The organism is Massilia pseudoviolaceinigra (assembly GCF_030846505.1).
Lineage (GTDB): Bacteria > Pseudomonadota > Gammaproteobacteria > Burkholderiales > Burkholderiaceae_D > Telluria_A > Telluria_A violaceinigra.
The window spans coordinates 23,946-45,314 of record NZ_JAVCWL010000034.1 but is presented as its reverse complement, the minus strand read 5'-3'; the positions used below and the strand labels follow the sequence as shown (position 1 = coordinate 45,314).

Genomic DNA, 21,369 nt, shown 5'->3' with positions numbered 1-21,369 from the left:
CCACAGGATATGGATCGCTTTGGCGATTGAGATAGCGCCCGCATACCGGGCACCCGTCCGGCGCCCGGAATTGCTCCTGGCAGGCGGACTTGCGAACCGGCATTCGCACTGCCGTACCGTATTGCGCTCCGGCTTCCATCTTGCCTGACGGGGATTGCGCTTCGATGCTGCGTAAGGTGGTCGGGATTTGCTCCACGCGATGGCCGACCGGGTAAGCCATCATATGCCCGGCCTTCCGGCGCAAGCGCGATGATGGACTCGCAAAAAGCGGAGCTTCTGTTCATTGAAACCCTGAAGGTTGCGCAGCGAAATGCAAGCGCTCACGACTTCCATGCTCAGCTTTGATGCAAGAGGTAAGAAGCGGGGTTGCCGGGGAAACTGAGTATCGGGAGGGTGCGCAGGACAGGGGTGTTACTGGAGCGGGTGAAGGGAATCGAACCCTCGTCGTAAGCTTGGGAAGCTTCTGCTCTACCATTGAGCTACACCCGCGTGCAGCCGTATTCTACGCGGGTTTTGGTGTTTTTGACAAATTTCAGCCACAGCGGATGTGATGACAACAGTGCTGGCCGCTGATCCTGGGAAGGCCCGATGGTGGCCCTGATCGGCTTAGCAATCGAGGAAATGGCTTACGACAGTGCTGTGCACATGTTGACGTCGGCAGAGCGAAACTGGCTGGTCAAGGGAATGGAACTGCTCTGTGAAGGCGTGACATTTGCTGCTGTCAGCAGAAGGCGTGGAAGGTTGTCCCTCCAATACAAGCCTTGATCGTCCAGACTGTCTCTGTCCGAATCAACACACTGCTTTTTATATGCAACGAGGTTTTCTATTGGTATTATTTTTAATAGTTGTGCAAATCCGAGCATTGTATTTAATAAGCAAAAAATTCAGAATATAGATACCAAGTTGGACTAGCCTGTCGTGATATTTCTCAACGATTCCAGCGATTGCCTTACATTGACGTGGAATCGTTGACGTGCCCACACCATGCCAAGCTGGGCATTGGCGGTGATTACGGCAAGGCGGAGCAGGTAGCCGGCCGGGAGATGCAAGGGCCGCGGGACTGCAAAATGAAAGCGAGTAACGCTGATTGACTTGTTGGTGCGGCTGGCGGGGATCGAACCCACAACCCTTGGCTTCGGAGGCCAATACTCTATCCATTGAGCTACAGCCGCATTTCTGGTCCGATTCGGACGCTTGGACGACCTGAACGGTCGCACGCATTATAGCGCCCGGCCGCCCCGTACCCAAGGGTTTTCGATTCCTTCGCCATCTTGCCCCCTCATCCACGGTTCACCACACCGCCGCGCCCGGCGCCAATCGGTGTTCCGGATTGAAGACTGCCACTACGCTGATGCGGCAGAGGCCCGCCTCTTTGTCGGACCACAAACTACAGCCGATCACATGCATAGACAATAGGCCGCTGGGCTGACGTCCGGGCCCCATGAAGGAGCGCAAAATGAATAGACGCTTTACATCATTCCTCGACATGTCGCTGTGGATCAGCGCCTTGATGGCGCTCCTGTACCACGTCCGCTTCCTCATGTTGGTCGACTACAATGCCCTGACCGACAAGTCCCGTGTCGATCAGGTGTTTTATTTCCTCACCGGACTGGGGCACGAATCCTTTGCGGTGTTCTTCGTCGTCAACGGCATTTTCGCCGGCCTGGTTCTGCGAGACAAGCCGTCGGCGCAGGGTGAACTTGCCCTGCTGGGCCGCTGGTGGCGCTCGCATCTGGCGCTGTTGCCCGTGCTGGTCCTGGGCGGCCTGCTCGACCTGACCGGCGCGCATTTCCTCAATGCGTCGGGCGTGTACTCGGACTTTCCCGCCTTTAGTACGGTAACGCTGAGCTGGAGTGCCTTTTTCGGCAACCTGTTCATGCTGCAACCTGTGCTGGTGCCGACCTTCGGCAGCAACGGCATGCTGTACCTGTACGCTTTCTTGTGGTGGTCATGCTGCCTGCTGGTTTTGCTGCGGCACGCGTGGCGCAGCGGCAAACCGTGGAGCGTGGCGATGAGCGCCGCGCTGCTGCTGGGCCTGGCGGTGTGGATGCCGCCGACATTCTGGCCCTGGCTGACGATCTGGCTGCTGGGCGTAGGCATCGGCCTGCACGGACCGTGGCAGCGGCCTCTCCTCCATCCGCTGGTGGCCTGGGCCTTGCTGGCCGCGGCCCTCCTGTTTTCGCGCCTGGCTGGGGCTCGCACCGATCTGCTGCCGGTGCCATGGGGACCGATGCTGATGTTCTGGAAGTACGTGCTCGTCGGCGTGGGCTTCGCCGCGGTCGCTGCCGTGCTCTACCGCAGCCCGCAGCCCTCCAGGGTGGATGCGGCGGCGCCATCCTTCTTTGCCAGGCTGAATCGCCATCTGGCCGACAGCGCCAGCGTGGCCTTTCTGTTTCATTTTCCCTTGATGATGCTGGTCACCGCCATCGCTGCCGACCTGTTCGGCCACCGCCTGATGCAGCAGCCGGGGATGCTTTGTTATGCCCTCGTGGGATGCGTCGTCACCGCATGCTATGCAGGCAGCCATGCGCTGATGCGCTGCGTTGGCGCGCATGTGGGTGGCGTGCGGCCGGCGGCATAACGGTCCGCACCTGGCACCAGCGCGTCATCAAGGCGCCGCCGCTGGTGCCGCCAGTTCGCGCGCCTGGCGCAAGCCATCGACCATCACGCCGAACGCTTGCGCCTTCATGTCCTCGCCCGGCACGCGCAAGATGTAGGACGGGTGATACACCACCACCACCCAGCGCCCCTCGTGCATGAACGGTTTGCCCAGCACGTCCTTGAGCGTGGCGTGCGGATTGCCCGTCACCGCCTTGAGCGCGGTACTGCCGAGGGCAACGATGACCTCCGGCTGGACCTGCTCCAGCTCGCTGCCGAGCCAGTAGCTGCAGGCGTCGACCTCGCGCTGGGCCGGCGTCTTGTGCATGCGCCGCTTGCCGCGCGGCTCCCATTTGAAGTGCTTAACGGCATTGGTGAGGTAGATCGTGCGCCGGTCCAGCTCGGCCTTGGCCATGGCGCGGTCGAGCAGTTGCCCGGCCGGGCCGACGAACGGCAGGCCGGCCAGGTCTTCCTGGTCGCCCGGCTGCTCGCCCACCAGCATGATGCGCGCGTCGACCGGGCCGACGCCGCCGACCGCCTGGGTTGCGTTCTGCCACAGTTCGCAGCGGCGGCACTGGTCGAGCGTGCTGGGCGCGTCGCGCTGCGGCTGCGCCTTGTCGGCCGAAATGGGAATGACGGTGCCGCCGCGCTGCCCCACGCTGTGCGTCTGGCCCACCTTGCGCGCCCCGGCCGCCGCCTGCGACACCATTTCGGGCACGACCGCGCCTTCGGGCAGGTTCTTCCAGAAGCGGGTGGGAATGTGTCCATGCATCAGGTCGGCATTGAGGCGGGCCGGGTTGAAAATGCTGCGGTAATACGTCAACCACAAGGCTTCGCCGGCGTCGTCGATGTCTTCCGGGCCGCGCATCAGCGGGCCGGTGCTGTGCAGGGTGGCGCCATCCCACAGCACGCTGGCTTCGGGCGTGGCGATCATCCACGTCACCTTGCCCATGCGGCTGGCAAAGTGGCGCGCCACCTGCGGCAGCACGTCGTGGGCCGGTTCGAACCAGGCGACGAAACGGGGCGGACCGGCATCTTCGCGGCGCTCGCGGAAACGGATGTATGCGTGCATGTCGTGCTCCTCGCGGTGCACCGCCTTGACCATGGCGTGCAGGCGGGCACCATCTTCGTCGGCGGCCGAGAGCACGTCCTTTTCGCCCTGCTGCCAGCGCCACAGGACCAGGTATAAAAACGCCCAGCGGTTCGGCACGCGGCAGCAGGCCGCGCTTTGCAGCATGTCCATCAGCTGGCGCGGTATGCGCATGGTGGACTTGCTGTCAGTTTGGACAGCCTCCGACGCCTGCGGTTCCGCGGCCTGCGAAAACAGATCGCCATCATCCTTGTGCGAAATCCACTGCACCGCGTGGGGCGGCACTTTGTGCGCCAGCAGGTCGCGCGCGGCGTGGCGCCACTGGTCGAAGGAATGGACCAGTACCGGGCGCCCGGCCGCGGCCGACGCGGCCGCGCTTACGCCGCCTGCAATTGCGCCCATAAGTCCAGCTGCCGTGGTGAATGTTCGGCCATCGAGCGGCGCAGTACCTCCGACGCGGTGGTGTCCGAGGCCGGGCGGTAGTCGGCCGTGACGATGAAGGGCGCGATTTTTTTCATGCTGCAGCGCAGCCGGGTCAGGTCGGCGTAGCGGATGCGGCGCAGGCGGCGCAGCTCCACCAGGCGCCTGGCGTTGCGCAGGCCGATGCCGGGCACGCGCGCGATCATCGATTCCTCGGCCATGTTCAAGTCCATCGGGAAATGCTCGCGGTGCGCCAGTGCCCAGGCCAGCTTGGGATCGATGTCGAGCGCCAGGTTGCCGGCCGCCGGCAGCAGTTCGGCCGCGTTGAAGCCGTAACCGCGCATGAGGAAGTCGGCCTGGTACAGCCGGTGCTCGCGCTGCATGGGCGGCGGCGCCAGCGGCACGCTGTCGGGGCTTTGCGGAATCGGGCTGAAGGCAGAATAGTAGACGCGCTTGAGCTTGTAGCTGCCGTACAGGGTTTCGGCCGTGTTGAGGATGGTCTGGTCGTCGCTGGCGTCCGCCCCGACGATCATCTGCGTGCTCTGCCCGGCCGGCGCGAACTTGGGCGCGCGCGGCTCCTCGGCCTTTTCGTCGAGCTTGCGGCGGATCGAGCCCATCGCCAGCTTGATGGTGTGCACGCTTTTTTCGGGCGCCAGGCGCGTGATGCTGCCCTCGGTCGGCAGTTCGATGTTGACGCTGAGCCGGTCGGCATACTTGCCGGCGGCGGCGATCAGGGCGGCGTCGGCGTCGGGAATGGTCTTGAGGTGGATGTAGCCACGGAAATTGTGGACTTCGCGCAACTGCCGCGCGATGGCCACCAATTGCTCCATGGTGTAGTCGGCCGACTGGATGATGCCGGAACTGAGGAACAAGCCATCGATATAGTTGCGCAGGTAAAAATCGACCGTCAGCTTGACCACTTCATCGACCGAAAACCGCGCGCGCGGCACGTTGGAGGTGCGGCGGTTGACGCAATACTGGCAGTCGTACACGCAGAAATTGGTCAGCAGGATCTTGAGCAGGGAGACGCAGCGCCCGTCCGGCGTGTAGCTGTGGCAAATACCCATGCCATTGGTGGCGCCGATGCCATCCTTGCCCTCGGAAGTGCGTTTGGGCGCGCCGCTGCTGGCGCAGGACGCATCGTACTTTGCTGCATCCGCGAGGATTTCCAGCTTGTCGGTCAGTTCCATGGGACTTGGTGCTCAACTGTATGTATATACAGTATATTACACCATTCCCACGGACGGGCGCACGCGATGTGCGCCCCGATTCTGCGCGATTGTTACGCCTTGTTGCGGCGCCGCGCCAGTCCGCCCACCAGCGCCAGGCCCGCCAGCATCAGCGCATAGCTGTGCGGTTCCGGCACCGCCGTGGTGTACACGGTCAGGCGCAGGCTGTCCTTCAGCCACAGGTGCGCCGTCGAGGGCGCTGTTGAGTGCCAGGGCCCCTCCGTCCAGGTGGACGGCTTGCTGAAGCCGTAGGTGTAGCCGTCGAGCTGAAGCGCCAGCGCGCCCGTATGGTCGAGCGGGCCGCTGCTCAAAGTAAAGCCGTTGGTGCCGTTCAAGTCGGCCAGGGCGTGAGAGCTGGTTGGCATGCCGCTAGCGTCCGGCAAGCGGGCGCCCAACGACAGGGCGGCGCGGGTGGCGGCCACACCGACGGTACCATTCAGTCCTTCCGGCACCGCCGGCACCGAGAGGGTACCGCCGAATTCGCCCGACAGCGAATAGCCGGTGATCTTGTAGCCCGGGCGGGTATTCAACTGGAACAGCCCGGAGTACGTGTTGTGGAAGAATCCGTAGGAGGGTTGGTCGAGAGGGAGCTGATCGGCGGCGTTGGGCAGGGCGAAGATGGCGACCCCGTTGATGTCCGATATCAAGGTCTCGGCACGGCCGGAGGCGGCGGTATCGAAGGTCAGTCCGGTCGCGTCGATGTGCACGGGCGCGGCGGCGTGGGCGGGTGCCCCGGCGAACAGGGTGGCCAGTACGGCGGCGGCAAACAGTGGCGGGCGCATGGTCATGCTCATCCCTTCAAAGAAGAATCAGTGTGGGCGGCGCGTTGCGCCAGCCGGCGGCGGCGCCGCAAGGCGCCGCCGATCAGCGCCAGTCCCGCCAGGGTCAGGGCGTAGGTATGCGGCTCGGGGACGGCTTGGGTATAGACGGTGAGCAACAGCGGACGGCTGAGCTCGATCTTGGCATAGGACGCATCCCTTCCCCGGAACCCATAATCGAGGTACCACCATTCAGCGTGCGTGCGTTCGGCGTAGGCACTGCCTTCGACGTACAGGTTCAGTAGCCCTGCATGGTCCAGCGGGCCGCTGTCGAGCGTGAAGCCCTGCGTGCCGTTCAGGTTGACCGTCGTATGGGAGAGGGGCGGGACCGCGCCGCCCGTGGCCGGCAGGTCGGCGCGAATCGCCACGCCGGCTCCGGCGTATGCCGCGCCCCAGTCCAGGGGCATGATGTTCTCGTTCGTCCCGGTGGGCAATTGTCCGACGTAGTGTTCGCCCGAAAACGTGCCCATGAGCGAGTAGCCGGTGATCTTGTAGCCGGCACGCACGTTGAGCTGGAACACCCCCTGGTACAAATTGTCGTACGGCCCGTTTCCGGTCCGGTTCTCCGCGTCATACTTGAACATGTCGCGCGCGCCGAGCAGGGAGATCGTGGTGGCCCCATTGGCGTCGGCAACCAGCGCATCGGCCCGTCCCGGCGAGGCCGAATCGAAGGAGAATGCCGTGGTTTCGAGATGGGTCGCGGCGCTCGCGCTCAGCGGTGCGAAGGCCAACAGTGCGGCAAGGGCGATGCTGCCACTGGCAAAGCGGCAAGGAAGGATGGACATTATTATTCCCGCGAGTTAACGTTCCATTAATATTACTGGAAAATAATATGGAAACGATAATGACGTTACAATTTCGTTAGCACGGAATGCACACGCATGCCCCGCGCGCCGCAGCAGGATGAGCGCAGGGCGCGCAAGAGCGCGATGGCCAAACGCGCAATCAGGCCCGCTTGGCCTGCGGCATGGCCCGGCAAGCGGCCAGTTGCACTTCCTGCTCGCGCAGCACGTCGAGGAAGCTGTCCAGGGAAATCGGATGATGGAACAGGTAACCCTGCATGGTCAGGCAGCCGTTCGATTTGAGGTAGCGTGCCTGCACCTCGGTTTCGACGCCCTCGGCGATCAGGTGCAGGCCCAGGCCGCGCGCGATCGAAATGATGGCCAGGATGACCGGATAATGCCCCTGCTCGTCGTGGATTTCCTTCACAAACGACTGGTCGATCTTGATCGTGTGGATCGGGAAGCGGTGCAGGTAGGACAGCGACGAGTAACCGGTGCCGAAATCGTCGATCGCCACCGACACGCCCAGCTGGCACAGTTTGTTCAACTGCTCGATCGCGTATTGCGGGTTGCGGATGCAGATATTCTCGGTGATCTCGACTTCGATCTGCGCCGGCGAAATCCCGTAGCGCAGCAGCGCGCCGCGCATCTTCTCGAAAAAGTCGCCGCGGTCCAGGTATTGCGGCGACAGATTGAGCGACAGGCGGATCGCCTCGCCGCCGTTCTCGTTCCACACCAGCATATCGCGGCACAAGGCGTCGAGCATCCAGTCCGAAATCGGCAGCATCAGGCCATTGTCTTCGGCGAACGGCAGGAACTCGTTCGCGGTCAGCACGCCGCGCTGCGGATGATTCCAGCGCATCAGCCCTTCGGCGCCGATGATGCGGCCGGTGATCACGTCGATCTGCGGCTGATAGTACATTTCCAGCTCGTTCTGCTCGAGCGCCTTGCGCAGGCTCTGTTCCAGCGCGATCTTCTGGTGCGACACGTCGAGCATCGAGTTGTGATAAAAACTGTGGCCGTTCTTGCCCAGCGCCTTGACCTGGTACATGGCGATGTCGGCGTGGCGCAGCAGCTCGTCGATCGACTCGCCGTCGCCCGGATAGATGGCAATGCCGATACTGGCCGATACGTGCACCTGGTGCCCATCGAGGTCGAACGGCAGGTGCAGGCAGGTGAGGAATTTTTCGGCGATCGCCTTCGCTTCGCCGCGTCCGGCCAGTTCCGGCAGCACGATGGTGAATTCGTCGCCGCCCTGGCGCGCCAGGGTGTCGCCATCGCGCAGGCATTGCTTCAGGCGCAGCGCGACCTGCTGCAGCAGCTCGTCGCCCTTGACGTGGCCGAGCGTGTCGTTCACCAGCTTGAAGCGGTCGAGGTCGATGAACATCACGGCCAGCTCGGTGAGCTTGCGCTTGGCCTGGATGATCGCCAGACCAAGGCGGTCCTTGAACAGCATGCGGTTCGGCAGGTCGGTCAGGATGTCGTGGTAAGCCTGGTACGAAATGACTTCTTCGGCGCGCTTGCGGTCGGTGATATCGCGCGCCACGCCGTAGGTGCCGTAGAACTCGAGCTTCTTGACGTCGTGATCCGGCACGTGCATGCCCATCGAATTGAGCGAGATCGTCATCAGGGTCGTGTTGAACGCCCGGTTCTGTCCCGCGCGCGCGTGGCATTTGAGGCGCAGTTCGACATTGCGCGAAGCGCGCTCGTCGACCCGGCGCTCGTTGAAGGCGTAGCGCGCGCGCTCCAGGTCTTCGTCGTGCACCAGGATCGTGTAGTGCTGGCCGATCAGGTCTTCGCGCGCGAAGCCCAGCAGCTGGAAGGCGCGGTCGTTGATGAAGGTGAAGCGGCCCTCGTGATTGAGGGTGTAGATGATGTCGGGCGAGCTGTCGACCAGGTAGCGGTACAGCTTCTCGGAGTTTTCCAGCTGCGAGGCGATGCGCTCGTTGGCCATGGTCAGGCTGCGCTGCTGCAGCGCGTTGCCGACCGTCTTGAGCATCTCTTCGCGGCTGTACGGCTTGCGCAGATAATCGTAGGCGCCGCGCTTGAGGGCGCCGATGGCCGCCTCGATGCCGACGTCGCCGCTCATGACGATCACGTCGGCATCGATATCGCGCTCGTTGATGAAGTCCATGATCTCGTGCCCGCTCATGTCGGGCAGGCGCAGGTCCAGCAGCACCAGGTCGAAACGCCGGGTACTCAGCTGCGCCAGTGCTTCGGCGCCGCTCTTGGCAGTTACCAGCTCGAAGCCGCGGTCGCGCAGCAGGTCGTGCAGGGCCGACAGCAGGCGCGGCTCGTCGTCGATCAGCAGGATGCGCGGCAGCGCGGGGATATCGGCCTCGCCGAAAGAGGCGGTCGGCTCGGCGGCGGAAGCGGCCGGCGACGGTGCGCTGGCAGGATTGTCGTTCATTGGAGCCTTAAACGGAATCCATCGTCCGCATCGGCAACGCGCACTTGCCCGGCTGGTACGGGAAACAGTGGTAGCAGGGCACGCCCTGGCCGCTTGCGAAGATCGTTGTCCGAATGCTGCATTGTGTCGAAAACTGCCGCCAAATGGTCGATGGTTGGAGGTGGCGCACTACGCAATGCGGCCACGACGAAAAAATCAGATTGCACCTGTCGCGCGCGAGGTTTGGGCAGCGTGTCAGGTTTTAAAAACGGCTATCTTAGCATATATGCACGAATGTTGACCCGGGGAACATTACCCAAGGCAAAAGTTTTATTGTTCAGTCCGCTTAATGCTCACGCTCCGATGGCCGCGCGCCGGCGGCGGTACATGCGCGACGCCACCCACAAGCCCAGTGCGCTCAGGGCGAAACCGACCTGCCCCATGGCCAGCCACAGCATCGAGTGCGACAGGAAGGGCGCGATCACGCCCGCCACCAGCGCCCCCAGCAGGGTCACCGCGAACGACTGGCACGAGGCCACGGTGCCGCGGATGTGCGGGAACAGGTCGAGCGCGAGCAGCGTGGCGCCGGGCGCGATCAGCGACATGCCGAAGGTGTAGAAAAACATCGGCGCCACGCTCCACGGCAGCGCTGGCGTAAAGACGCCGTGATACAACAGATTGGCGACGGCGGCCGTCAGCAGGAAGCCGAAACCGATGCCGATCTGGCGCGCGAACGTGATTTTGCCGGCAATGCGGTTGGCCGCCAGCGCGCCCAAAAAGATGCCGGCCACCGATGGAATGAACAGCCAGCCGAATTGATCGGGCCCGAGGCCCAGATGCAGCGGCAGCGCCACCGGCGCGGCCGCAATATACAGGAACAGGCCGGCGAAATTAAAGGCCACGATGCCGGCCTTCATGTGGAACAGGGCCGAGCTGAAAATGGCGCTGTAGTTCTGCCACAGGTAACGCGGATTGAAGGCCTGGCGCTTGTCCGGCGGCAGCGTTTCGGGCAGGCGCCGGTAGCAGTAGATGAACAGGATCACGCTGTAGGCCAGCAGCACCAGGAAGATGGTGCGCCAGTCGGAATACTTGACGATCCAGCCGCCCAGGATCGGCGCAATCGCCGGCGCGATGGTGAAGATCATCGTCACCAGGGAGAGCAGGCGCGCCGCCGGCGCATCGTCGTACAGGTCGCGGATGATGGCGCGGCCCACCACCACCCCGGCCCCGGCCGACACGCCCTGCATGATGCGGAAGATCCACAGGTAGTGCACCGAATGCGAGGCGGCGCAGCCGAAGGTGCCGATGGCGAACACCACCAGCGCGCACAGCACCACGTTGCGCCGCCCGAAAGCGTCGGCCAGCGCGCCGTGCCACAGCACCATGCCGGCAAAGGCCAGCATGTAGGCGGTCAGGGTTTGCTGGACCTCGATCGGCGTCGCATTCAACGACGCCTGGATGTTGGGGAAGGCCGGCAGGTAGGCGTCGATTGAGAATGGTCCCAGCATCGACAAGCCGGCCAGCAAGCTCGCCAGGCCCACCGTGCCGGGTACCGCGCGCCGGATCACGGGCGGCAGGGGCACCGGCGTGACCGGGTCCGGCGGCAGGTCGGGCGGCGGGCTGGGAAACATGCTTACTCCGGTTTTGGCTTGGCTTCTTCGCGCCGGTTGTAGCCGGCCACCATGTCGAACCGGAACAGGCGGCATTCGAGCGCGCCGTTGAAGAATGGCGTCTTGCGCGCTTCTTTCAGGCGCAGCAGCTTGGGCAAGGTCAGGTCGGCCGTGAACAGGAACACGGTCCAGCCGGCGAAGCGCTGCTTGAGCGTGGTGCCCAGCGCCGAGTAGAACGCGACCGACATGTCGTCGGCCGGGATGGTGCTGTCGCCGCGCACGCCGATCCGCTCGCCGTACGGCGGGTTGGTCAGCAGGATGCCCGGCTGCTCGGTCGGGGCTTTGACTTCCTGCGCCTCGATCTGCTTGAGCGGCACGTCGAACATGATGCCGGCAATTTTCAGGTTGTGGCGCGTCATGGCGACCATGTCGCCCGAAATGTCGCTGCCGAAGATGGTCGGCTCGGCCGGCAGCGGCAGCGGCTTGATCGCGTTCTTCATGTCCTGCCACGGGGCGGCCACGAAATTGTGGAATTTCTCGAACGCGAAACTGCGGCGCGCGCCGGGCGGAATGCCCTGCACCATCTGGGCCGCTTCGATCAGGATGGTGCCGGAGCCGCACATCGGATCGAACAGCACCGTGCCCGGCTTCCAGCCGGAGACGCGCAGCATGCCGGCGGCGAGGTTCTCGCGCAGCGGCGCGTCGCCCGTTTCCTCGCGCCAGCCGCGCTTGAACAGGGCTTCGCCGGAGGTATCGAGATAGACGGTGAAGTTGCGGTTGTCGAGAAAGCCCACGATGCGCATGTCAGGCTCGCGCGTGTTGACCGACGGGCGCTTGTCGAACTGGTCGCGGAAGCGGTCGCAGATGGCGTCCTTGATCTTGAGCGTGGTGAATTCGAGGCTGCGCAGGGGCGACTTGACGGCGGTGACATCGACGCGGATGGTATGGTCGACGCTGAACCAGTCTTCCCATTGTTGGGCCAGGACCAGGTCGTAGATATCGTTCTCGTTGGCGTAGCTGGCATGCGCCATGCGCATCAGCACGCGCGACGCGATGCGCGAGTGCAGGTTGATGCGGTAAGCATCGGTCTGGTCGCCGGAGCAGTGCACGCCGCCGGGAACCTGGTTGTGCACCTTCATGGTGGTGCTGGTGAGGGCGATTTCGCCCAGTTCTTCGGCGAGTGCCGCTTCCATGCCGCGTGGGCATGGGCAGAAAAATGATGGCATTTGGTGAACCCTTTGTCCGTTGTGAAAAATGTTTAATCGTTACTGCAAAATCTGCGTCGTTAGCACCGCCCACCGTCGTTCCCGCGCAGGCGGGAACGACGGCGGTGGCGGGAACGACGCGTTAACTTAACGCCCGCTCCACAAATTCAAGCCGGTCCTGTCCCCAGAACCCCTCGCCGTCAACCACATACCACGGCACCCCGAACACGCTGGCGGCCATGGCTTCATCGGTGTTGCGGTCATACTGTTCCTGCACGCCGGTCGTCTCGGACGACTTGACCAGCATCTTCCCATCGAGCCCGCAGGCGCTGGCAATCTGCGCCAGCGTATCGGCGTCGGAGATATTCCGGTCCTCGGCCCACAGCGCCCGCATGATCGCGCCGGTCAGGCCCAGCGCCGCATCGGCGCCCAGGCTGGTGCGCGCCGCGATGATCAGGCGCGCTGCCGCATCGGGCGGCACCGGAAAGTACGTCGGATGGGCAATGAGCGGCAAGCCCAGATGCTTCGACCAGCGCGCCAGCTCCTGCAGGCGGTATGCCTGGCGCTGCGGCGCGCGCTTGGCCAGCGGCAGCCCGCCCGACACGCTGAACACCTTGCCCAGGTCGAACGGCTTGATATCGATCAGCGCCCCGCGTTCCTGCGCCATGGCGACGAAGCGCTCATGGCCCAGATACGCCCAGGGCGACTGCGGCGCGAAAAAATACTGAACCGTTTTACTCATGAAGCCCCCGTCAGAAGGGTTTGACCACGACCAGGATCACGATGGCGGTCAGCAGCAGCACTGGCACCTCGTTGAAATAGCGGAACCAGACATGACTGCGCTTGTTGGCGCCGTTCTCGAATTTTTTCAGCAGCGAGCCGCACGCGTGGTGATACCCGATCACCAGCAGCACCAGCGCCAGCTTGGCATGCATCCAGCCGCCCCGAAAGCCGTACCCGAGCCACAGCCAGACACCCAGCAGCACCGCCGGTACCGCCAGCATGGTGGTGAAGCGAAACAGCTTGCGTCCCATCAGCAGCAATCGCGTGGTGGCGACCGTGTCGGTTTCCTGCGCCAGGTTCACGAAAATGCGCGGCAGGTAAAACAGCCCGGCAAACCATGAGGCGATGAAGACGATGTGAAACGCTTTAATCCAGAGCATGGCAATCCAAAGTAAGTTAAGGGCGCACTTCGCCGTGGCCGAACACCACGTACTTGAGCGAGGTCAGGCCTTCCAGTCCGACCGGACCGCGCGCGTGCAGTTTGTCGTTGGAGATGCCGATTTCGGCGCCCAGGCCGTACTCGAAGCCGTCCGCGAACCGCGTCGACGCGTTCACCATCACCGAGGCCGAATCGACTTCGCGCAGGAAGCGCAGCGCATCGCTGTAGTCTTCGGTGATGATCGCTTCCGTATGCTTCGACGAATACGTGTTGATATGGTCGATCGCCGCGTCCATGCCGTCCACCAGTTTGATCGACAGTACCGGCGCCAGGTACTCGGTGCTCCAGTCTTCTTCGACGGCGGCCACCAGGTGCGGGTAGCCGGCCAGCAGCGCCAGCGCTTCCGGATCGGCGCGCAGTTCGACTTCCTTCGCCGCGAACAGCGCGGCCAGGCGTGGCAGCACGGCCGGGGCGATGGCGCGCGCGACCAGCAGCGTTTCCATGGTGTTGCAGGTGCCGTAGCGGTGGCACTTGGCGTTGAACGCGATTGCCACGGCCTTGTCCAGATCGGCCCTGTTGTCGATGTAGACGTGGCAGATGCCGTCCAGGTGCTTGATCATCGGGACCGTGGCCTCGGCGATCAGGCGCGCGATCAGGCCCTTGCCGCCGCGCGGCACGATCACGTCCACATACGCGGGCATGGTGATCAGCGCGCCGACGGCGGCGCGGTCGGTGGTGTCGACAATCTGCACGCCATCGTTCGGCAAGCCGGCGCCGGCCAGGCCTTCGGCCACGATTTTCGCCAGCGCGCGGTTGCAGTTGATGGCTTCCGAGCCGCCGCGCAAAATGGTGGCGTTGCCGCTCTTGATGCACAGTCCCGCCGCATCGACCGTGACGTTCGGCCGCGCTTCGTAGATGATACCGATCACGCCCAGCGGCACGCGCATCTGGCCCACCTGGATGCCGCTCGGACGGAACTTCATGTTCGAGATCTCGCCGATCGGATCGGCCAGCGAGACAATCTGGCGCAAGCCTTCGACCATGGTGTCGATGGCCTTGTCCGACAGCTGCAGGCGGTCCAGCATGGCCGGCGCCAGGCCCGCGGCGGCGGCCGCATCGAGGTCGAGCTGGTTGGCGGCGCGCAGCAGCGCGCTATCGCGCACGATCGCGTCGGCGATCAGCAGCAGCGCGCGGTTGCGCGTGGCGCTGTCGGACCTTGCCATTGCGCGCGAAGCGGCGCGGGCGCGCTGGCCGACCTGTTGCATGTATTCGGTGATGTTCATTATCTCGTCTACGTAGGTGAAGCGCATCCATCGCGCAGGCACCATGGTAGCGTGCCGCTGCGGTCTATCCGCGCGTTACTTTCAAGGCCAGCTGCAGCATCGCATCCCAGGCGTCGCCCGCGAAGCCCTTGGCGCGCAGGCCCTTGATCATTTTGTCGACCTGCGCGGCGTCGCGCATCGCCCCTTCCAGGGTCGGCAGCGAGATGCGGCGCAGCGCCGGTTCCATCATGCGTTCGCGCGGACCCCAGATGCGGTGTTCCTTGAGCAGCACGCCGAGCGGCCTGCCTTGCGCCATCCCGGATTTCAATTTTAACAGCGTACGGATTTCTTCGGCGACCGCCCATAAAACCAGTGGCAGCGCCTCGCCCTCGCCTTTCAAGCCTTCGAGCATGCGCACCAGCCGCGAGGAATCGCCCGCCAGCATCGCCTCGGACAGCTTGAACACGTCGTAGCGCGCCACGTTGAGCACCGCGTCGTGAATCTGTTCGAACGTCAGCTTGCCCGGATCGTGCAGCAGCGCGAGCTTCTGGATTTCCTGGTGCGCCGCCAGCAGGTTGCCTTCGACCCGGTCGGCGATGAAGTCGAGCGACTGGCGGTCGGCGGAGAGGCCATGGGCGGCCAGGCGCGTGCCGATCCAGCCGGGCAGCTGGGCACGTTCGACCGCCGGGATCTCGATGTACACCGCGGCCTGCTGCAGCGCGCCGACCCAGGCCGCCTTGGCCGTCTGCCAGTCCAGCTTGGGCAGGGTGATCAGGGTCAGGTTGTCGGGACTGAGGTCCTTGGCGTAGCTTTGCAGCGCCGCCCCGCCATCCTTGCCCGGTTTGCCGGTCGGGATGCGCAGCTCGATCAGCTTCTTGTCGCCGAACAGCGACATGGCCTGATTTGCGGCCAGCAGCTCGCCCCATTTGAAGGTGCGCTCGACCGTCAGCACGTCGCGCTCGGAATAGCCATTGGCGCGCGCGGCGCGGCGGATCTTGTCGGCCGCCTCCAGCGCCAGCAGATGCTCGTCGCTGGAGATCACGTACAGCGGCGCGATCGTCTTGGCCAGGTGCCCTTCGAGGGCGTCAACCCGCAGTTGCATCGCTCATGCTCATGTCGGCTTGACCGCCACCAGGCGGCGCAGGACCTGCTGTACCAGGTCGGTCTGCATGTCGCGGTACAGCAGCACTTCTTCCGATTCCTTGCCCAGCACCTGGCTCTCGTTGAAGGTAATCGAGCGCTTGAGCGAGATTTCGGTGGCCGGCAGCAGCTCGGCGCCCTTGGCGTCGCGCAGGCGGAACACCAGGGTGTAGGTCAGCAGATATTCGCGCACGCGGCCCTGGGCGTTGAGCGAGAGGATCTGCTTGCCGCGCGTTTCCGACAGCACGTCGAACAGGGTCTCGGCCTTAGCCGCATCGGTCACCACCTGCACGGCGTCGCCGCCGCGCAGGTTGCGCTTGAGTTCCGTGCCGAGGGCCGACGTTTCGGGGAACGCCAGGTAGATGCTGCGGAACGGCATGTTGAACTGGCCGTTCGAGCCACGCAGCTGGAAGCCGCACGCGCTCAGGCTTGCGAGCAGCACCAGCGCACAGGTGGCGCGCAGCACGGTGGCGGAGCGAAGGATCGTCATCGCTTACACCACGATGCTGATCAACTTGCCCGGCACCACGATCACCTTTTTCGGTGGCGTCTCGATGTACTTCTGCACCGCTTCGCAAGCGAGCGCCATCGCTTCGATGGACGCCTTGTCGGCATCCTTGGCCACCTTGATCGAGCCGCGCAACTTGCCGTTCACCTGGATCATCATCTCGATCTCGGCCTGTTCCAGCGCGGCCGGGTCGACCTGCGGCCACTGCACGTTGAGGATGTCGCCATGCACCTTGGCGTAGCCCAGTTCTTCCCACAGCACGTGGGTGATGTGCGGCGCGACCGGGTTGAGCACGCGCAGGAAGATCGACAGGCCTTCGGCGACGACCGCGTCGGTGGCCGGGCCGTCTTCCAGCTTGGCCGATTCCATCGTGTTGAGCATCTTCATGCAGGCCGACACCACGGTGTTGTACTGGATGCGTTTGAGGTCGTAGTCGGCCTGCTGCAGGACCTTGTGCAGTTCGCGGCGCAGCGTTTTATGCGCTTCGCCGCCTTCGGCCTTGTCGGTCGCGGCCAGGGCCGACGCGATGCGCGGCCACTGCGCGTAGGCAAACGCCCACACGCGGCGCAGGAAGCGGCTGGCGCCTTCGACACCGCTGTCGGACCACTCGAGCGTCTGCTCCGGCGGCGAGGCGAACATGGTGAACAGGCGCGCGGTGTCGGCGCCGTACTGGCCGATCTGGGCTTGCGGATCGATGCCGTTGTTCTTCGACTTCGACATCTTCTCGGTGCCGCCGATGACTACCGGCTGGCCGTCGCTCTTGAGCGTGGCGCCTTGCGGACGGCCCTTGTCGTCCAGGGTCAGGTCGACGTCGGCCGGGTTGAACCAGGACTTGCGGCCCGCTTCATCGTCACGGTAGTAGGTTTCGTTCAGTACCATGCCCTGCGTGAGCAGGTTGACGAATGGCTCGTCGAACTTGACCAGGCCGAGCTCGCGCATGATCTTGGTCCAGAAGCGCGCGTACAGCAAGTGCATGACGGCGTGTTCGATGCCGCCGATGTACTGGTCCATCGGCATCCAGTAATCGTTGCGCGCGTCGACCATGGCGTCGTTGCTGCCCGGCGAGGTATAGCGCATGTAGTACCACGACGAATCGACGAAGGTATCCATCGTGTCGGTCTCGCGGCGCGCCGGCTTGCCGCACTGCGGGCAGTCGCACTTCAGAAACGCTTCGTGCTTGCCCAGCGGGTTGCCGCTGCCGTCCGGGACGCAGTCCTCGGGCAGCACCACCGGCAGGTCTTTTTCCGGCACCGGCACCACGCCGCAATCGGCGCAATGGATCATCGGGATCGGCGTGCCCCAGTAACGCTGGCGTGAAATACCCCAGTCGCGCAAACGGAAAGTGATCTTCTTGTCGCCGAGACCAGCCGTGGCCAGGTCGCCCGCAACCGCGTTGACGGCGGAAATGTGATCGAGGCCGTCGTATTTGCCGGAGTTGACCGATACGCCGCTTTCCTTGTCGCCGTACCATTCCTGCCAGGCGTCGAGCGAATACTCCTTGCCTTCGACAGCGACCACCTGCTTGATCGGCAGGTTATATTTTTTGGCGAACGCGAAATCGCGCTCGTCGTGCGCGGGCACGCCCATGACGGCGCCGTCGCCGTAGGTGATCAGGACGTAGTTGCCGACCCAGACTTCAACCTGCTCGCCCGTGATCGGATGGGTGACGAACAGGCCGGTCGGCATGCCCTTCTTCTCCATCGTCGCCATGTCGGCTTCGATCACGCTACCGAGTTTGCACTCGGCGATAAAAGCTGCCAGTTCCGGGCTGGTTTGGGCGGCGTGCTGCGCCAGCGCGTGTTCCGGCGCCACGGCGCAGAAGGTCACGCCCATGATGGTGTCGGCGCGGGTGGTGAAGACGTACATCTTGCCGTCGTCGATCAACGTTTTTCCAGTAGCGTCGGCGGCGTTGGCGATGGTGTGCGGGAAAGCGAAGCGCACGCCGACCGATTTGCCGATCCAGTTGGCCTGCATGACGCGCACGCGTTCCGGCCAGCCCGGCAGCTTGTTGTCGACGTAGTCGAGCAGTTCGTCGGCGTAGTCGGTGATGCGCGCGTAGTACATGGGGATTTCGCGCTTTTCGATCGGCGCGCCGGAACGCCAGCCCTTGCCGTCGACAACCTGCTCGTTGGCCAGCACGGTCTGGTCGACCGGGTCCCAGTTCACGGTGCCGGTTTTTTTGTAGATGATGCCTTTTTCGAGCATCTTGAGGAACATCCACTGGTTCCACTTGTAATACTCGGGTTTGCAGGCGGTCATTTCGCGCGACCAGTCGATCGCCAGACCCATCGACTCCATCTGCTCGCGCATGTGGGCGATGTTGGAGTAGGTCCATTGCGCCGGCGGCACGTTGTTTTGCATGGCCGCGTTCTCGGCCGGCATGCCGAAGGCGTCCCAGCCCATCGGCATGAGCACGTTGTAGCCGTTCATCCGCAGGTAGCGGTACATCACATCATTGATCGTATAGTTGCGCACGTGGCCCATGTGCAGCTTGCCCGAAGGGTAAGGCAGCATGGAGCAGGCGTAGTACTTGCCTTTCGGGAAACGCGGGTCGTTCTCGACGGCCTTGTAGGCGTCGATCGCCTTCCAGTGGGCTTGGGCGGCTTGTTCAACGTCGGCGGGACTATATTTATCTTGCATGATATGTGCAGCCAAGCGTGGCCCGGCCAAAAGTGAATATGAACCGGTCATTATACTGGCACATCCCGCATCCGGGCGCGGCCGGGGCTTGGGCGCCAAATTTCGCTGAACTATCGGGTGGCGTTGCTGTCTAAATAACATGACAAGCACATTCGACGCTTTGGCTTACACCAAGGGTGGTCGCAGGCCAAGCGATGGACCTGCATGTTCCGCCGAACCGAATACCACATACCGGAGATTGACGTCATGACAATCGAATTCGATCCGATAGACTATGCCCAGCAGTTAGAATCGGCCGGGGTTGCCAGGAACCAGGCGGACGTGCATGCCAAGGCACTGAACGAGGTGGCGAGCGAGGGGGTATCGACATCCGACCGTCTGCAAATGAAGAACGACTTGCAATGCGATATTCACCAGTCGGAAGAGCGTTTGACCGCGCAGATCGATCTGGCAAAGACAAAACTCGGCGCCGAGTTACAGACGTTCAGAGCAGAATCAAGCGCTAAAATTGACCTGCTCGACGCAAAAATCGAGGGATTTCGAACGGATCTGAGCGCAAAAATAGACCGAGTCCGAACGGATCTGAGCGCAAAAATCGGGTTGCTCGACGCCAAAGGTGAAGGTGTCCGAATCGATCTGACCGCAAAAATCGACGGTGTCCGAATCGATCTGACCGCAAAGATCGATGGTCTTCGAGCCGATCTGACCGCAAAGATCGATGGTCTTCGAGCCGATCTGAACGCGAAGATCGAGATTATGGCTGCAGATTTGCGTTCGGTAAAAGATGCATTGGCCATGCACCGCTGGGTACTTGGCCTTCTTATCGTCATGAACGGCGCGATTCTTGCCAGGGTTTACTTCCCATGACGCCATCTTCAAGGACGGTGTGCGCAGGGTAAAATGGCCTCTTTGCCCCGTGCCCGGCACCACCATGGTTCTCTACCAGGAACACCCTCCCCACCCCGCGCTGGCGCCCTATCTGGCCTGCCTGTGGACCTGCCAGGTACTGCCCGGCGCCTCACCGGTCACGCACCGGGTGCTGCCCGATAACTGCATTGATATCCTGTGGCAGAACGTGGCCGCGCTGAGCCGGGTCTCCGGCATGATGAGCACGGTCGTCCACGTTCCCGTGCACCAGAGCGTACGCACCATCGCGGCCCGCTTCAAGCCGGGTGCCGCCGCGTACTTTTTCGCCATGCCGCTGCACGAACTGGCTGACCAGCATCCTCTGCTGGACGACCTGTGGGGCGGCGCCACGGCACGCCAATTCACCGATGCCCTGTGGTCGCGCACACTCTCCGACGCCGACGCCGTCGCCACCGTCGAACGCCTGCTGCTGCAGCGCCTGCGCAGCGCCGGGACGCTCCCCGCGCCCGGCCTGGTCGACGCGGCCGTGAGCACCATCGAACAATCGGGCGGCACCATGCGCATCGACGCGCTGGCCGCGCAACTGGGCGTGTCGCGCCAGCACCTCTCCAGCCAGTTCCGCACCCGGGTCGGGCTGGGCGCCAAGCAATTCGCGCGCGTGTGCCGCTTCCGCCAGGCGAGCGCCCGCATCCGCGCCGCCCCCCATGCAGGCCAGCTCGACTGGGCACGCCTCGCGCTCGATCTCGGCTATTACGACCAGCCTCACCTCATCCACGAATTTCGCCAATTGTCGGGCAGCACGCCGGAATCGTTCGCCACGCCGCCGGCCTGACCGCCTTACATTTTTACAATACAAGCGCGGCACGCCATGGCAGGATGCTGCTTTGCACTCAAGGAGACGAACATGATCAACGGAATGCGCACTGTCTGCTACCCGGTCAAGGATATGGACGCGGCCAAAGCCTGGTTTACCGAGGTGTTCCGCACCGCCCCCTACTTCGATCAGCCGTTCTATATCGGCTTCGAGATCGGCGGCTTCGAGCTGGGCCTGCACCCGGGCGAACCCGGCATGCCCGGTTGCGTGGCGTACTGGGGCGTGGATGATATCGAGGCGGAAGCCGACCGCATCACGGGCCTGGGCGCGAGTATCGACTCGGCCATCCAGGATGTGGGCGACGGAATCAAGGTGGTCGAGCTGAAGGATCCGTTCGGCAACACGCTGGGGCTGATCTACAACCCCCATTTCGACCTCAAGAAGGTGCGTTAAGCACCAGCCGTAACCCATGCGCGGGCACGCGCTGCCCGCGCAGCATGAAGCCGGTCAGCGCAACATCAGCGCCAGCGCCGGCTTCTCGCCGTAATCCTCATAGCGCTCGTTGATGCCGGCGATGCAGAAGGTCATCTCCTCGAGCAGGTCGGGCACGCGCTCGCGCATCGATGCCGCATCCTTGACGACGATTTCCAGGACCTCGTTCGGTTTCAGCCGGAATTTGGTCATGCCGTCTTCGTCGCGCAGGTAGCTCAGGCAATCGACCCAGGCATCCATCGTATTGGCGTAAAACTCGGGAAACCCGAACGCCGCGCGGCTTTCGGAATGAAAGGTATCCCAGCCGAGGATCGAGGCACCATTGAGTTCAGCGCTGGCCATG

At 63.6% G+C, this 21,369-nt stretch carries 19 protein-coding genes and 2 tRNA genes; 5 read left to right on the top strand and 16 right to left on the bottom strand.

Features of this window, described 5'->3' with window-relative positions; genetic code table 11:
- Positions 1 to 415 precede the first annotated feature (415 nt).
- Positions 416 to 489, bottom strand: a tRNA-Gly gene (locus RBA40_RS26795).
- Between the two features lie 99 nt (positions 490 to 588).
- Between RBA40_RS26795 and RBA40_RS26790 the strand changes: the two genes are divergently transcribed.
- On the top strand, positions 589 to 765 hold the full coding sequence (locus RBA40_RS26790; protein WP_306651344.1) for a hypothetical protein: 177 nt from the start codon (positions 589 to 591) through the stop codon (positions 763 to 765).
- Positions 766 to 1,096: 331 nt separating this feature from the next.
- On the opposite strand, the gene RBA40_RS26785 is transcribed toward RBA40_RS26790, so the two are convergent.
- A tRNA-Arg gene (locus tag RBA40_RS26785) sits at positions 1,097 to 1,172 on the bottom strand.
- 284 nt (positions 1,173 to 1,456) lie between these two features.
- On the opposite strand from RBA40_RS26785, the gene RBA40_RS26780 reads away from it, so the two are divergent.
- The gene (locus RBA40_RS26780; protein ID WP_306651342.1) at positions 1,457 to 2,581 is read left to right on the top strand and encodes a hypothetical protein; all 1,125 of its coding nucleotides are present in this window, start codon (positions 1,457 to 1,459) and stop codon (positions 2,579 to 2,581) included.
- 27 nt (positions 2,582 to 2,608) lie between these two features.
- On the opposite strand, the gene RBA40_RS26775 is transcribed toward RBA40_RS26780, so the two are convergent.
- The 13 genes from RBA40_RS26775 to leuS all read right to left on the bottom strand — a co-directional run bounded on the left by RBA40_RS26775 (position 2,609) and on the right by leuS (position 18,853).
- Positions 2,609 to 4,090: a UdgX family uracil-DNA binding protein gene (locus RBA40_RS26775; protein ID WP_306651340.1), complete on the bottom strand. Its 1,482-nt coding sequence runs from the start codon at positions 4,088 to 4,090 to the stop codon at positions 2,609 to 2,611.
- Positions 4,066 to 5,298: a putative DNA modification/repair radical SAM protein gene (locus tag RBA40_RS26770; protein ID WP_306651338.1), complete on the bottom strand. Its 1,233-nt coding sequence runs from the start codon at positions 5,296 to 5,298 to the stop codon at positions 4,066 to 4,068. The genes RBA40_RS26775 and RBA40_RS26770 overlap by 25 nt, the downstream gene beginning before the upstream one ends.
- Before the next feature lie 92 nt (positions 5,299 to 5,390).
- Positions 5,391 to 6,119, bottom strand: coding sequence for a PEP-CTERM sorting domain-containing protein (locus tag RBA40_RS26765; RefSeq protein ID WP_306651336.1), 729 nt, complete (start codon positions 6,117 to 6,119; stop codon positions 5,391 to 5,393).
- Positions 6,120 to 6,127: 8 nt separating this feature from the next.
- Complete coding sequence (locus tag RBA40_RS26760; RefSeq protein ID WP_306651335.1) at positions 6,128 to 6,940, bottom strand: PEP-CTERM sorting domain-containing protein; 813 nt, start codon at positions 6,938 to 6,940, stop codon at positions 6,128 to 6,130.
- A gap of 160 nt (positions 6,941 to 7,100) precedes the next feature.
- The gene (locus RBA40_RS26755; protein ID WP_306651332.1) at positions 7,101 to 9,347 is read right to left on the bottom strand and encodes a putative bifunctional diguanylate cyclase/phosphodiesterase; all 2,247 of its coding nucleotides are present in this window, start codon (positions 9,345 to 9,347) and stop codon (positions 7,101 to 7,103) included.
- A gap of 332 nt (positions 9,348 to 9,679) precedes the next feature.
- The gene (locus RBA40_RS26750) at positions 9,680 to 10,957 is read right to left on the bottom strand and encodes a multidrug effflux MFS transporter (protein WP_306651330.1); all 1,278 of its coding nucleotides are present in this window, start codon (positions 10,955 to 10,957) and stop codon (positions 9,680 to 9,682) included.
- Between the two features lie 2 nt (positions 10,958 to 10,959).
- Entirely contained in the window at positions 10,960 to 12,162 is a 1,203-nt protein-coding gene (locus tag RBA40_RS26745; protein ID WP_374710556.1) for a THUMP domain-containing class I SAM-dependent RNA methyltransferase, read from the bottom strand.
- Positions 12,163 to 12,283: 121 nt separating this feature from the next.
- Positions 12,284 to 12,883 (bottom strand): 2-hydroxychromene-2-carboxylate isomerase, encoded by a 600-nt coding sequence (locus tag RBA40_RS26740; RefSeq protein WP_306651326.1) that lies wholly within the window; start codon positions 12,881 to 12,883, stop codon positions 12,284 to 12,286.
- A 10-nt stretch (positions 12,884 to 12,893) separates the two neighbouring features.
- Positions 12,894 to 13,304: a CopD family protein gene (locus RBA40_RS26735; protein WP_306651324.1), complete on the bottom strand. Its 411-nt coding sequence runs from the start codon at positions 13,302 to 13,304 to the stop codon at positions 12,894 to 12,896.
- 16 nt (positions 13,305 to 13,320) lie between these two features.
- On the bottom strand, positions 13,321 to 14,586 hold the full coding sequence (locus RBA40_RS26730; protein WP_306651322.1) for a glutamate-5-semialdehyde dehydrogenase: 1,266 nt from the start codon (positions 14,584 to 14,586) through the stop codon (positions 13,321 to 13,323).
- Positions 14,587 to 14,650: 64 nt separating this feature from the next.
- Positions 14,651 to 15,667: a DNA polymerase III subunit delta gene (gene holA / locus RBA40_RS26725; RefSeq protein ID WP_306626176.1), complete on the bottom strand. Its 1,017-nt coding sequence runs from the start codon at positions 15,665 to 15,667 to the stop codon at positions 14,651 to 14,653.
- A 9-nt stretch (positions 15,668 to 15,676) separates the two neighbouring features.
- Positions 15,677 to 16,195, bottom strand: coding sequence for an LPS-assembly lipoprotein LptE (locus RBA40_RS26720; protein WP_306651320.1), 519 nt, complete (start codon positions 16,193 to 16,195; stop codon positions 15,677 to 15,679).
- Positions 16,196 to 16,198: 3 nt separating this feature from the next.
- Positions 16,199 to 18,853, bottom strand: coding sequence for a leucine--tRNA ligase (leuS, locus tag RBA40_RS26715; RefSeq protein ID WP_306651319.1), 2,655 nt, complete (start codon positions 18,851 to 18,853; stop codon positions 16,199 to 16,201).
- Between the two features lie 246 nt (positions 18,854 to 19,099).
- Between leuS and RBA40_RS26710 the strand changes: the two genes are divergently transcribed.
- The 3 genes from RBA40_RS26710 to RBA40_RS26700 all read left to right on the top strand — a co-directional run bounded on the left by RBA40_RS26710 (position 19,100) and on the right by RBA40_RS26700 (position 20,987).
- On the top strand, positions 19,100 to 19,720 hold the full coding sequence (locus RBA40_RS26710) for a hypothetical protein (protein WP_306651318.1): 621 nt from the start codon (positions 19,100 to 19,102) through the stop codon (positions 19,718 to 19,720).
- Positions 19,721 to 19,784: 64 nt separating this feature from the next.
- Complete coding sequence (locus RBA40_RS26705; protein ID WP_306651317.1) at positions 19,785 to 20,552, top strand: DUF6597 domain-containing transcriptional factor; 768 nt, start codon at positions 19,785 to 19,787, stop codon at positions 20,550 to 20,552.
- A 72-nt stretch (positions 20,553 to 20,624) separates the two neighbouring features.
- Positions 20,625 to 20,987, top strand: coding sequence for a VOC family protein (locus RBA40_RS26700; RefSeq protein WP_306651315.1), 363 nt, complete (start codon positions 20,625 to 20,627; stop codon positions 20,985 to 20,987).
- A 54-nt stretch (positions 20,988 to 21,041) separates the two neighbouring features.
- Here the strand turns inward: RBA40_RS26700 and RBA40_RS26695 are convergent, their stop codons facing one another.
- Positions 21,042 to 21,368: a barstar family protein gene (locus RBA40_RS26695; protein ID WP_306651313.1), complete on the bottom strand. Its 327-nt coding sequence runs from the start codon at positions 21,366 to 21,368 to the stop codon at positions 21,042 to 21,044.
- Position 21,369 lies beyond the last annotated feature (1 nt).